We start from the raw sequence: 12516 nt of genomic DNA, 5'->3' as shown, positions 1-12516 counted from the left end.
CCGCCGCGGGGTGGGGGGGGCGGGGGGGGGCCTAGTCGACGGTCACGCCGGCAGCGGCCCGGGCGGGCACGGCTGGCGCGGGGGCCAGCGCGCGGCAGGCGGCGACCAGCAGGTCCTCCCCGGTGGCGGGGCGTAGCCGCGGTTCAGCCGCGACGCCGGCCCGGGCGAGCGCGGCCCGGGTGGCCTGGGCGCCGGCCCCGTAGAGGACGGCGACGACCTCCTCGCCGGCGGGGTCCGGCCGGTAGACGAGGTCGGTGCGGCGCAGGGTCGGCAGCGGCACGCCGGGAGGCAGGGAGAACACAGCATGGGTGAGCTCGTCGTCGAGCCGGCGGCGGTCCCGGTCCGGTCCGCCGGGAGCGGCCAGTCGATCGATCTCGGCAGTGACCACCCGGGCGAGCAGCTCGGCGCTGGCGTCCCAGGTGAACCCGCCCGCCCAGGCCCGCGCGGCCGCACGCAGCCGCGCCGCCGCCACCGGGTCGGACAGTTCCCGCAGCGCCGCGTCGATCGCCGGCTCCAGCGCCACGCCGTCCTCGACGAGCCACCCCGTGGTCCCGTCGCGCACGGCATCACGCAGCCCGGGGACGCGGAACGCGACGGCAGGCACGCCGAGTGCCGCCGCCTCCAGCACGGACAGGCCCCAGCCCTCGCCGTGCGAGGGGTTCACCGTCAGCCACGCCGAGGCGAGCAGCCGGTCGCGCACGTCCGCGGGGACATGGCCGTGCCAGCGCACGACGCCGTCGCCGGCGCCGGTCGCGGTGGTCAGCCCGAGCCGCTCGGCGTGGGCGACCAGCCGCTCCCGGTCCGGCCCGTCGCCGACCACGTGGACGACGAGCCCCGGATGCGCCGCGGCCAGCCCCGGTACGGCGTCGAGCAGCAGGTGCAGCCGCTTGTGCGGGACCAGCCGGCCGACGCACACGATCGTCGGAGTCGCCGCCGGCCGGCCGGCGCCGCCCGCCGGCTCGTCGCCGCCCGGCGGGTCGATGGCGTGCGGGACGACGCCGTTGGGCACCAGATAGCGGGCACCGGGCAGGCCGAGGACGTCGCGGGCCTCGTCCCGGGTCGAGGGGGAGACGACGGCCACCGGCCGGCGCCGGTAGACCAGCCGGCTGCCGGGCGCCTCCAGCAGCTGCCCGACGCGGGCGACCGGGCCGGGGAAGTACAGCGGGAACTGCTTCTGGTGGACGTGGTGGAGCACCTGGACGACCGGGGTGCTCGCCGGCAGCACCAGGGGGGAGAAGAACGGGATCCCGTTCTGGCAGTCGACCACCGCGTCGACGCGGTGGCCGGCCCGGCCCAGGCTGGCCAGCCGGGCGAGGACGGCCGGATACACCCCGAAGGTGCCACCGCCGCGCCGTACGTCCACCCCGCCGACGGACTCGGCGGGCAGCGCGGCGGGCTGCCCCTGCTCGCCTGGTCGCGAGGTCAGCAGGGTCACCCGCACACCCGCCGCGGCGAAGCGCTCGGCGATCGACTGGCAGAACAGCTCGGCCCCGCCGGCCTGCGGATGGGCGCGGTCACGCCAGTTGAGGAACACGACGTGCCTGCCGGCGAGCGCCGGCAGGCTGCGGCGCGGCGTGACGTCCTCGGACCACGCGGCGAGGGGGCTTGCGTCCACCGATGGCGTTCCTCTCATCCGTTCGGAAGGGCTTAGCATGTTCGTCTGCAACCTACGGATGCCGGAGAAATCCGCCGCGACAGTCCATCGGCGAAGTTACGCCATGCGTGACCGATGGGTCCCGACCCGATGTGGAGTCTGATGGCGAAGCCCTCCCGCGAGGCGGTTACCGGCCTGCTGGCCGGCCCGGCGGCGCTGGCGATCGCCGGCATGCTCGTCAACGGGTGCAACCTGCTGATGAATCTCATCGTGGCGCGCGCCCTGGATTCGGATTCCTACGGTGCGCTGTCCGTTCAGGTCAGTATCTTCCTGATCCTGTCGGTCGCCGGAAATGCCCTGCTTATTGCGGTTGTCCAACATGAGACGTCCGGGTCCGGGGACTCCCGCCGCGAGCGGTGGTACTGGATTCGCCGCCTGCGCGGCGCCTGCGGCGTCGGCATCGGGCTGGCCACGGTCGCCGCCCTCGCGCTGTGTCGGCCGGTGGCCGCGCTGATGTCATACCCGCATCCGGTGGCGATAGCCGAGGCGACGATCGGCGCCGCGCTGTGGACGCTGCTGTGCGTCGAGCGCGGCCTGATCCAGGCCCGCGGCGCCTACCAGCGGCTGGCGGTCAACTTCGTGGTCGAGGGGTTCGTCCGGATCGGCCTGGTGATCATCTTCGTGGTCTGCGGGATGGGCGTCAACGGTGCGGGACTGGGCATCATCATCGGGGTGATCGTCGGCGCCGAGCACGCCCGCTGGGCGGTCTCGCGCACGCCCAGGCCACCCCGGGCGGCGGCGCAGCGCCGGTGGTCGGCCCCGCTGCCCACCGATGGTGCCGCCCCGGCCACCGGCCCGATCCCGATGCCGATCCCGGCGCCGCGGCCCAGCGCCCGCCAGAGCGTGATCGCCGACACCGCGGTGGCGTTCGGCGCGCTCGTCCCGCTGGCGCTGCTGCAGAACATGGACGTGGTGATCGTCGGCTGGCTGAACCCGACCGGCGTCGGCGGGTACGCGGCGATCTCGACGGCGTGCAAGGTGCCGGTGTTCGTCGGACTGGCGGTCGCGAACTTCCTGCTGCCCGAGGCGACCCGGCGGCGCACCGAGGGCCGGCCCGCCGGGGGGACCCTGGCGGTGGCGCTGGCGTTCGTCGTCGCGCCCGGTCTGCTGCTGGCGCTGGTCGGCCTGGTCGGGGCGAAGTGGCTGCTGGAGACCGTGTTCGGCCCGCACCTGACCGAGGCGGCGCCGGCCCTGTGGGTGCTGGCGCTGAGCATGACACTGCTCGCGGTCACCCTGATGTTCACCACCTACCTTCTCGGGGCCGGCGTGCGCCGGGTCGTCTGGGTGCTCACGGTCGCCTCGGTGGCGACGGCTGTGGCGCTGGTGTCGGCCGGCGGGGACGCGATGGCCACGGCCGTCGCGGCGCTGGTCGCCGAGTCGTTGACCGCGCTGGCGGTCGGCCTGCTGGTGGTGCGGCTGCACCACAGTGACCGCCGTGAGGGCGTCATGGCCGCCCGGGCGGCGGGCGGTGCCCGGGGCCCAGCGGTCACCGACCCCCGGCCGGAAGGTGGTTTTCCGGCGCACGTGTAGGCATCCCCGGCCAGGTGTGGCTCCGAAGTCCCTGTCCGATATGTCCTATGGGTCGGTCAGGTACGGTCGCTGTACCCGAGATCGAATCAGCTCGGAATGCGCAGCGCCCCACTGGCGTCGAAAGCGGGGAGGCCGCCGCACATGCCAGCCCGGAACCGCTCCGACATCCCTGACAGCGAGTCCCTGCGCACCTCCGCCGGGCGACTGGGCCGACGTCGCGATCATCAGGTCGGCGACGCCCCGGCGGACCAGTCCCCGCAGGAATGGATCACCGAGGGCCTGGGGTTCGACGAGGAGGAGGCCCCGACCATGAGCGGGAGCGGCCAGGCGTCGTCCACCCGGCTGACCCGGCGCCGGCTGCTTGCCAGCGCAGCCGGCCTCGGCGCCGCCGCCACCGGCGGGCTCATCGCCGGGCAGCGGATGTCCTCGCACGGATCGACTCCCGGCGGACTGCCGCGCGGGCGTCCGTCCGCCCCGGTCGGCGGCGTCACGGCCGGCCCGTCCGTGCCGGTCGGGGAAACGGTCCCGCTGCCGACGGACCTGCTGACGATCTACGGCGCTCCCGGCACCTTCGGCGCCCTCGGCGAGGCCGGCTCCACGACGCGGGTCACCGAGGTGCCCGGGTGGGGCTTCGGCTCCGGCCAGGCGGCGTTCATGTCGGCCGTGGCCGCGGACGGCACCGTGTTCATCTGCACCACCCCGTTCACCGACGACCAGTCGAAGCCGACCGGGTTCGACATGGAGATCGAGGTCTTCGAGCCGGAGGCGCTGCGGTTCACCCGGCTCGTCATCCCCTCCTCCAAGGGCCGCACCAGCCTGCCCCGGGTCGACCCGGGCTATCGCGGGGTGGGTGGCGCAGACACCTCCGACGTGGCCGTCGTCCCTGGCCCTGACGGCGATCAACGGGTGGTCTTCGCCTCCCTGTCGCCGTTCTTCGGCTGGAACACGGCGACCGACGGCGAGCTGCCGAGCATCGGCGGGCTGCGCCGGGACGCCGGCTCCGGACGCTGGGGCTACGACCCGAAGGCATCCTTCACCGCGGCGCAGCTCGCGGGCAACGCCCCGGCGAACATCGCCGCGCGGGCCTTCCCCGTGCTCGCGCCGCTGAATCCCCGCTCGGCGCGCGGCCTGACCTCCATCGCCAGGCTGCCGCGCAGCGGGCACCTCGTCATCGCCCAGTACATGGGGTCCGGTCCGGGTGGCACGGACAACGGGGCGCTGCTCGTGCTCGACGCGTCCGGCCACGTACGGGCGCACTGGCAGTATCCGCAGGTCAGGCCACTGGGGGTGGAGCTGGTCGTGAACCCCCGGGAGGTCACCGCCGATCCGACCAGCGAGCCGGACGACGAGCGGTTCGTGCTGATCAGCGATGTCCGCGGGCTGGACTACGACACCCAGCCGTTCCCGATCCAGGAGTTCTCCTACTCGGCCTCGCGGGCCACCATCACCCCGAAGAGCACCGCCGTGCGCGCGGTGCAGGACGGCTCCCGGATGGAGTCGGCGGTCTTCGGCCGCGACGGGACCCTCTACGTGGCCCGCACCAGGAAGGACGGCCTGCGCGCGGACACCCTCGCCGTCTACCCGAAGCTCGGCCGCGAGCGCGGGCTGGTGACCCGCACGCCGGCCATCGAGAACTGGCCGGTGGACACCTGGGGTGTCGCCAACACCCCCGACTACCTCGTCACCGGCACCGACCGGGGCGGCCTGGTCCGCAGCGTCAGCCTCGACCCGGACACCGGCGCGGTGCTGCTCGCCGGCCTGGACGGGTTGCTCCAGGCGGTCCGGCCAGCCGGCAGCGGCAGCCGGATGACGTTCCGGACCGGGGAGGCGGTCGACGTCGGCCTGAACCGCCTGCGTGACCCGTCGACCCGCTATGTCGGGGTGCGGCGCGGCGCGGTCGACGCGGCTCGGCGCAGCCTGTGGCTACCGGTCAACCAGATGGTGCTCAACAGCCTGCCCTGGCCCTACCCGCCGTTCAAGCTCGACCAGTGGCTGCTGCGCGTCAACCTCGACGTCCTGCTGAAGAACTGACCTCCGCCGTCAGAACTGACCTCCGCCGGCCCCCGGCGCGCCGCGGTCCGGCCGGGCCCGGACGCCGCCGCGGGGCCGGCGCCGATCAGCCGCCGGCCGCCGCGCGCAGCGGGAGTGCCTGCAGGTAGGGATCGAACCGGACGGCGCGAAAGCCGAAGTGGCGGTAGAAGTCCCGTCCGTCCGGCCGCGACGAGTGGGCGAGCAGCAGGGGCAGGCCGACCATGCGGTGCACCGTGAGCGCCCGCATCACCGCATCCCGGACGAGTGACGCGCCGACGCCGCGGCCCTGGTGGCGCAGGTCGACGGCGAGCCGGCCGACGAACATTGCCGGCACCGGCTCGGTCGGCCGCCGCGACCGCCGGCGGGAACCCACGATGCGCTCCACCGCCGCGGTCGCCAGGCAGTAGTAGCCTGCGACACGGTCACCGTCGAGGACCACGAACGTGTTGGTCGTCCGGTCCTGCTGGTGATCGAGAGCGTGGTGGCGCAGCCAGGCGTCCACGGATTCGTCGCCGCTGGTGAAGGTGGCCCGGTCCGGGGCGTCGGTCAGGGCGCTGGGTCTGGTCAGGGGCACTGCGTGACATCCTTCTCGGCGGGCCGCACGGACGGGCGCGCGGTGGCGCGGGCCGGGAAGCTGCGCGGGTCGGGAGGCGGGCTGGTGGCGGACTACTCGGCGCCGGGTTCGTCGTCGAGCAGACGGCGCAGCCGAGGGGCGTCGGCGGGCGGGGCCTCGAGCAGCGCCTCGAGCGCGCTCCAGTCCGTGTCCGGCACGCGGAACAGGCGCCGGTCGGCGAGCACCTCGCGGGCATACCGCTTCATCGCCTCCGCGGCGAAGTCCTCGAGGGACAGACCCTCGCCCTCCGCGGCGGAGCGGATGGTCTCCGCGGAGTCCGCGGGCAGCGTTACGGCGAGTATGTCGTCTCCGGCATCCCTGGCGGCGCTCATGCTGGCAGTCTGCTCCCCACGCGGTCGACGGCGCGCGCCGGGTCCACCGCGTCATCCTCGTCGGGCCCGCGGTGTCGTCGGGCCCGCGGTGCCGTCGGGCCATGCTGTCCGCCGGCCCTCGTGTCGTCCGCGCCCGGCATCAGCCGTCGCGGCTGCCGCGCTTCAGCGACCGCGGTTTCCGTGATCGCGGTGTCCGGATCGCGGTTTCCGTGATCACGGTGTCCGCGATCACGACGTTCTCCTATCGTGACAGAAAGGTCCGCCCATCGTGCCGCCTTCGCCCGTTCCGACCGTCGCCCTCGCCCACGGCGCCCGGATGCCCCGGCTGGGGCTGGGCACCTGGCCCCTTGACGACCGCACCGTCCAGGGGGTGGTCGAGCAGGCAGTCGGCCTCGGCTACCGGCTGGTCGACACCGCCCACAACTACGGCAACGAGCGCGGCGTCGGCGCCGGGCTGCGCGCCAGCGGGCTACCCCGCGAGGAACTGTTCGTCACGACCAAGTTCAACAAGAACTCCCACAGCGTGCGCGGGGTGCGGCGAGCGGCCGAGCAGAGCGTCCGCCGCCTCGGGGTCGACTACCTGGACCTGCTGCTCATCCACTGGCCGAACCCCGGGCGCGACCGCTACGTCGAAGCCTGGCGTGGCCTGATCGAGCTGCTGAAGGCCGGTGACGTGCGGGCCATCGGCGTGTCCAACTTCAAGCGGGCGCACCTCGAGCGGCTGCTCGCCGAGACCGGGGTGGCGCCGGACGTCAACCAGATCCAGCTCGATCCGCGGCTGGCCCGGGTGCAGGTCCGCGCTTACCACGCCCAGCACGACATCGTCACGGAGGCGTGGAGTCCGCTGGGCGCGGGCACCGGCCTGCTCGACGATCCAGTGATCATCGCGATCGCGGCCCGGCACGACCGGACGCCCGCCCAGGTCGTGCTGCGCTGGCACCTCGACCTGGGCCTGGTGGTCGTCCCGAAGTCGGCCAGCCCGGCCCGGCTCGCCGAGAACATCGACGTCTTCGGCTTCACGCTGAGCGACGGGGACATCGCCGCGATCTCCGCGCTCGACCGCGGTGCCGCCGGGGAGGCCGCCGCCCTCGACTCGGACACGTTCGGCCACTGACCGCGAACTCAGGACGTCATGTCCCGCCGGCGGAAGAACACCACGGCGAGCAGCACCATCGCCGCGCCGTAGAGCAGGCCGCGCCACAACGCGTCGGTGTACGGCGTGGCGTAGCTCGAGCCGCCGTTGGAGATCTCCTGCATGAGCTGCACTGGCAGCCAGCCGCGGGCCGGCCCGTAGATCCGCGAGATCAGCATCTCCACGGGCAGGGCGTAGGCGATCGCCACCGCGACCGCCCCGGCCGGGCCGCGGATCACGATCGCGGCGAGGACCCCGACCGCGGCGTAGCCCAGCGAGCCGAGGCAGAGGTTCAGGAAGCCCGCAGCCAGCGCGGCGGCTCCCGCCGAGCTGGTCCACGCGGCGGTCGAGACGCCCTTGAGTGGCGCGAGGAGAAAGGACAGGGCCAACGAGGCGACCGTCGCGACCGCGACGACGAGGACAACGAACAGTGCCAGGGCGAGCAGCTTGCCGGCCAGCAGCCGGGCCCGGTGCGGTTGCGCGACGAGCTGATTGCGCAGTGTTCCGTGCCCGTGATCTCCGGCCAGGACGGCGGCGACCACGGACAGCGCGACCACCCCGACCAGGATGCTCACCGCCTGCGCACCCTGGATCAGCCCGTTCGGCTGGGACAGCCCGGCCGCGGTGACCGGAGCGCCGTCGAAGTCGGTGTGGCCGACGGAGAGGAAGGTCAGCACCGTGCCGAGAACGGCACAGGCGAGCACCGCGCCGAGCGTGCCCAGCAGGAAACGGGGCCGTAGCAGCGCCACCCATTCGGCCCGGAATGCGTTGATCATGTGGCGCCGCCCCGGCTGTGGGCGGGATCGAGCCCGGCGCCGGCCGGTGGGACGCTCGCGTCGGGGATGGTGACGAGCGGGTCGGAGCGAAGGAGATCGCCGTCGATCTCGCCGGTGACACGCAGAAACGTCTCCTCCAGGTTGGGTCGGTGGGAGCGCAGGGAACGCAGGGCGATGCCGGCGCCCATGGCGAGCCGGTTGAGGTCGGCGGCCAGGCCCTCCGGACCATGCACGGTGACGACGGGCGCGTACTCGTGGCCGGCGCCAGGGTCGCGCGGGCCGGGCCGCATGTCCATCTCGACCCGGAGGCCGACGTCGTGCAGGAGCGCGGTGAGCCGGCGGGCGTCGGCGTCGTGCTCGGGCACCAGGGCGATGCGCGGATCCTCGGCGGCGAGCAGGTCGGTGACATGTCCCTGGAACAGCATCCGACCTGCGTTGATCATGACCAGGTGGTCGCAGATCTGCTCGACCTCGGTGAGGAGGTGGCTGGAGACGAACACGGTCATCCCCGCCCCGGCGAGCTGGCCGAGCAGCGTGCGCATCTCCCGGATGCCGGCCGGGTCGAGGCCGTTCGTCGGCTCGTCCAGGATCAGCAGGCACGGGTCCGGCAGCAGGGCGGCGGCGATGCCGAGGCGCTGCTTCATGCCGAGGGAGTACGAGCTGAACCGGTCTTCGCCCCGCTCGGTCAGGCCGACCTGCGCCAGCACCGCCTCGACCCGATCACGGCGCCGGGTACGCCGCCAGCCGCCGATGCCGCGCAGGGTCGCGAGCTGCTCGAGGTTGCGACGTCCGGACAGTCCTGGATGGAACGTCGGCCCCTCGATCATCGCGCCGACCCGGTGCAGGTAGCGATCTGGCCGGCTGACGGGCTGGCCGAGCACGTAGCCGCGGCCCGCGCTGGGGCGGACGAGGCCGAGCAGCATGCGCAGCGTGCTGGACTTGCCGGCGCCGTTGGGCCCGACGAAACCGGACAGCGCGCCGCGTGGTACCTGCAGGTCGAGGTGATCGACCGCTCGCCGGGAGCCGTAGCTCTTCGTCAGGCCACGGGTCCAGATCGCCGCGTCCGTGCGGGCGGTGCCGGCGACGCGGCCTGCCGGCCTCGCGGCGCCGCGTGGTGCCGGCCGGTGAGCACCTGCCGAGCCGGCGGGCGAACCGAAGGTCATCGTTGTCTGCTCCCAAGCCTTGTCGCGGTCAGGCAGGTCCTGGTCCGCCTGTCCTCGGTCGTCCCGGTTCTGCGTGTTCATTCCGGCGCGGTCGAGCGGCGAGCGGGGCCGGCGGAGGGTGGGCCACCCGCACCGACGACCGACCCGAACCCGGGGCGGCGGCGCGGGTGGTGACCCTGCCGGAGAGCGGTGGGTCGGTCGGGTCGCTCCCGCTGCATCACCGACGGGCGGGCGCACGGGCGCCGCGGTATGGGCGCGTCCGCCGCCTTTCGCGCGGGCGGCGGGGGTGCGCCACGGCCGATCCGGGGCGCGGGTGAAAGGGTGGTCCGCGCAGCTACCAGCATCGGGCGGTATCGCGCCTGGACCATCGCGTCCACCTCCGTCAACGACCTGGAGCGGGCCGGCGTTCCGGATCCAGCTTCTCCTACCCGGATTTCCTGCCGCCGCTCGCGGGCAGACGGGAAAGCACTGAAAGCACTTAATGTTCTATCCGTCTGATTGATGCGGATGGCGGACACAATGCGAGCCGCGGGGTTCCGCGAAAAACCCGAAGGACGGTGACTTCGGCCGGCTGTCGTCCGCCTGGCTCCGCGTGGCCGCGCCGGGTGCCGCCGGCCGCAACCGATCACCCGGATCGGATGCGCGGGTCACCCGGACGATCGTCGGGAGGGGCAGACCGCGTCCCCGGCCTCGGGGAGGAGCGCGGGATGGACCACAATCGTCGATGTGGGCGAGACCGCCGGCCTTCGACGCGGCATTCGGGTGCTGACGTTGATCGCGAGTATGGCGATCCTCGCGATGCTGCTGCTCGCCGTGGTTTCCGGGGTGCGGTCGCAGCACGCGGCGGGGGAACGCGGGCGCCATCTTGATCCCGCCGCCACGACCAGCGCGCTGCTCCTCGCCGACTTCGTGAACCAGGAAAGCGCGCTGCGCGGCTACATCGTCACGAAGGACGTCGGTTTTCTGACCCCGTTCGACGCCTCCGACCGCTCCATCCCGGTGCTCGACAGCCGCCTCGACGGCCTCCTGGACGACTTCCCCGATCTGCACTCGCGGCTCACCGGGGTCCACACCGCCTACCAGGCGTGGCGGCGCGAAGTGGTCGAGCCGGAGCTCGCGGCGATGGCCCGCGGCGATGTCGCCGGCGCCACGCGGGTCGTGCGGGCGAACGCCCGGCGTGACTTCGACGCGCTGCGCGGCCAGGTCGCCAGGCTCGCCGAGCAGATCAACGTCGAGCAGTCCGCGGCGTCGAACCGGGTGGAGAGCGCCGCCGTCCTGCTGCTGAGCTCGCTCGGCAGCGCGGTGTTCGTCATCTTCGCGGTACTGGTGACGATCACCATCACCTCGCGCCGCTGGCTGCTGCGCCCCATCGGTGCCCTGCAACGGGCGGTCAACGCGGTGGCCGCCGGACGGTACGACACCAGGATCCCGTCGGTCGGTCCCGCCGAGATCGTGGCCCTCGCCGCCGACGTCGAGACGATGCGCGCCCAGCTCGTCCAGCTGGTCCGGCAGAACGAACGGTCCTGGGAGGCGCTCGCGCAGCAGGGTCCGGCCGTCGTCGCGCTGCGGGACGCGCTCACCCCGCCGCGGCTGCACGCCCGGGATCTGATGCTGCACGGTCGGGTGGACCCGGCGCAGGGGGAACTCGCGGGGGACTGGTACGACGCCGTGGAGCTGCCCGGCGGTCGCGTCGCCGTGATCGTCGGCGACGTGTCCGGCCATGGTGCCGCCGCGGGCGTCTTCGCGCTGCGGCTCAAGCAGCTGCTGGACGCGGCCCTGAGCACGGGCGCCGGCGCCGCCAGGGCCGTCGAGTGGGCGGTGGAGAACCTCGGCGAGACCGAGGAGATGTTCGCCACCGCGATCATCCTGCTCGTCGAGGCGCGCTCCGGTGAGGTCTGTTACGTCAACGCGGGCCATCCGGACGGGCTGCTGCTGCGCCGAACCCCGGGGGGGCACCCGCTCCAGGCCCTCGCTCCCGCGCGACCCGACCTGACCCGTGCGGGCGACGCCCGGCCGGATCCCGCACCGGCCGACCCGGCTGCCGGGGAGTCCGAACCGCGGCCGCTCGTCCCGGACAGCCCGCGGGCGACCGGGCTCGCGACCCCGTCGGCGCAGATCGTCCGGCTGCCGCCGACCGGCCCACTGATGTCCAACCTGCTGGCGGCGCCCGGGGCGTGGGAGATCCACACGTTCCGCCTCGAGCCGGGTGACGTCCTGATCGCCTACACCGACGGGCTGGTCGAGGCGCGTGACAGAGCCGGGCGACAGTTCGGCGTGCACCGGCTGGTCGCGGAGATCCTCCGTGACCCGGGCCGCACTCCCGTGGCGCTGCTCGACGGGGCCTTCGAGGCCGTGCGCCGCCACGCCCCCGGCCAGCAGGCAGACGATCGCACCGCCATCGTCCTCGCCCGTACCGACCGCCTGGACGAGGCCGTCGACACCACGTCGTGATGCCGACTACGTGCGTGGTTACAGGGATTTCGGGTACATCACCGACCATGAACGACGAGTCCGGCACGGACCGGCCCACCAGCTCCACCGGCGCCGCCACCGAGAGCGCCACGCGGTCTCGGCGCCCGCTGCCGTTTCGCTTCAGCCCGTTGCGGCTGATCTCCACGATCCTGCTCGCCGTGCTCGTCGTCGGCCTCATCGCGGTGGTCGCGGGCTGGAGGCCGAGCCTCAACCCCTTCAAGGAGCGCACGATCGACCGCAGCTCCCCGGCGGTGCTGCGCTCGTTGGAGGACCTCAGCCAGTACCACGCCGCCGGCGCCCACTTCGAGGTCGTCGTCGACCTCGAAGAGGACACCAGGTGGATTCCGTCGGCGCTCAAGGGTGAGCGGACGCTGTTCGTCGGCGTCGGCACGGTCGACTCGATGGTGGACTTCGGCCACCTCGACGCCGACGCGGTGAAGGTGTCGCCGGATCGGCGTTCGGTGACCATCGAGCTGCCGAATCCCACCCTTTCCACGCCGCAGGTGGATCTCGACCACAGCTACGTGGTGGCCCGTCAGCGCGGGGTGCTGGACCGTGTCGGTGGTCTGGTCGGGGGAATCAGCAGCGACAAGGCGCTCTACCAGAAGGCGTCCGCGAAGATGACCGATGCCGCGAAGGAGGACGGCCAGGTTACCGAGCTGGGCAAGAAGAACACGACGGCGATGCTGCGCGGCCTGCTCGGGGCGCTGGGCTTCACCAACGTCCAGGTGACCTACGCCGCTGACAAGCGCTGACCCGTGGGTTCCGCCCGCGCCCCGGCCCCCCCCGCCGCGCGGCGCCCCCCCCCGGGGG

General features: G+C 73.5%; 10 protein-coding genes. 5 read left to right on the top strand and 5 right to left on the bottom strand.

What is annotated here, in order from left to right; genetic code table 11:
• Positions 1-31: 31 nt before the first annotated feature.
• Positions 32-1615 carry a glycosyltransferase family 4 protein gene (locus tag MXD60_RS10375; RefSeq protein ID WP_248818804.1) on the bottom strand — a complete coding sequence of 528 codons (1584 nt, stop codon included), beginning with the start codon at positions 1613-1615 and terminating at the stop codon, positions 32-34.
• Between the two features lie 141 nt (positions 1616-1756).
• Between MXD60_RS10375 and MXD60_RS10370 the strand changes: the two genes are divergently transcribed.
• Together MXD60_RS10370 and MXD60_RS10365 are read left to right on the top strand one after the other, a co-directional pair.
• The gene (locus MXD60_RS10370) at positions 1757-3184 is read left to right on the top strand and encodes an MATE family efflux transporter (protein ID WP_248818803.1); all 1428 of its coding nucleotides are present in this window, start codon (positions 1757-1759) and stop codon (positions 3182-3184) included.
• A 141-nt stretch (positions 3185-3325) separates the two neighbouring features.
• Positions 3326-5215: a hypothetical protein gene (locus MXD60_RS10365; RefSeq protein WP_518467690.1), complete on the top strand. Its 1890-nt coding sequence runs from the start codon at positions 3326-3328 to the stop codon at positions 5213-5215.
• Between the two features lie 85 nt (positions 5216-5300).
• Here the strand turns inward: MXD60_RS10365 and MXD60_RS10360 are convergent, their stop codons facing one another.
• Both MXD60_RS10360 and MXD60_RS10355 read right to left on the bottom strand, forming a co-directional pair.
• Positions 5301-5789: a GNAT family N-acetyltransferase gene (locus tag MXD60_RS10360; protein ID WP_248818802.1), complete on the bottom strand. Its 489-nt coding sequence runs from the start codon at positions 5787-5789 to the stop codon at positions 5301-5303.
• 92 nt (positions 5790-5881) lie between these two features.
• Positions 5882-6160: a type II toxin-antitoxin system TacA family antitoxin gene (locus MXD60_RS10355; protein WP_248818801.1), complete on the bottom strand. Its 279-nt coding sequence runs from the start codon at positions 6158-6160 to the stop codon at positions 5882-5884.
• Between the two features lie 268 nt (positions 6161-6428).
• Here MXD60_RS10355 and MXD60_RS10350 point away from each other — a divergent pair, with 268 nt between their 5' ends.
• Positions 6429-7274: an aldo/keto reductase gene (locus tag MXD60_RS10350; RefSeq protein WP_248818800.1), complete on the top strand. Its 846-nt coding sequence runs from the start codon at positions 6429-6431 to the stop codon at positions 7272-7274.
• Positions 7275-7282: 8 nt separating this feature from the next.
• On the opposite strand, the gene MXD60_RS10345 is transcribed toward MXD60_RS10350, so the two are convergent.
• Together MXD60_RS10345 and MXD60_RS10340 are read right to left on the bottom strand one after the other, a co-directional pair.
• Positions 7283-8068, bottom strand: a complete 786-nt coding sequence (locus MXD60_RS10345; RefSeq protein WP_248818799.1) for an ABC transporter permease — start codon at positions 8066-8068, stop codon at positions 7283-7285.
• A complete protein-coding gene (locus MXD60_RS10340; RefSeq protein WP_248818798.1) occupies positions 8065-9231 on the bottom strand; it encodes an ABC transporter ATP-binding protein in 1167 nt (388 codons plus the stop codon). The genes MXD60_RS10345 and MXD60_RS10340 overlap by 4 nt, the downstream gene beginning before the upstream one ends.
• Before the next feature lie 726 nt (positions 9232-9957).
• On the opposite strand from MXD60_RS10340, the gene MXD60_RS10335 reads away from it, so the two are divergent.
• Both MXD60_RS10335 and MXD60_RS10330 read left to right on the top strand, forming a co-directional pair.
• Positions 9958-11682 (top strand): PP2C family protein-serine/threonine phosphatase, encoded by a 1725-nt coding sequence (locus MXD60_RS10335; protein ID WP_248818797.1) that lies wholly within the window; start codon positions 9958-9960, stop codon positions 11680-11682.
• Positions 11683-11729: 47 nt separating this feature from the next.
• Positions 11730-12458: a DUF4230 domain-containing protein gene (locus tag MXD60_RS10330; protein ID WP_248818796.1), complete on the top strand. Its 729-nt coding sequence runs from the start codon at positions 11730-11732 to the stop codon at positions 12456-12458.
• The last annotated feature ends 58 nt before the right edge of the window (positions 12459-12516 follow it).

This window comes from Frankia sp. AgB32 (assembly GCF_023243045.1).
Lineage (GTDB): Bacteria > Actinomycetota > Actinomycetes > Frankiales > Frankiaceae > Frankia.
This window is presented reverse-complemented; position numbering and strand designations above follow the sequence as displayed.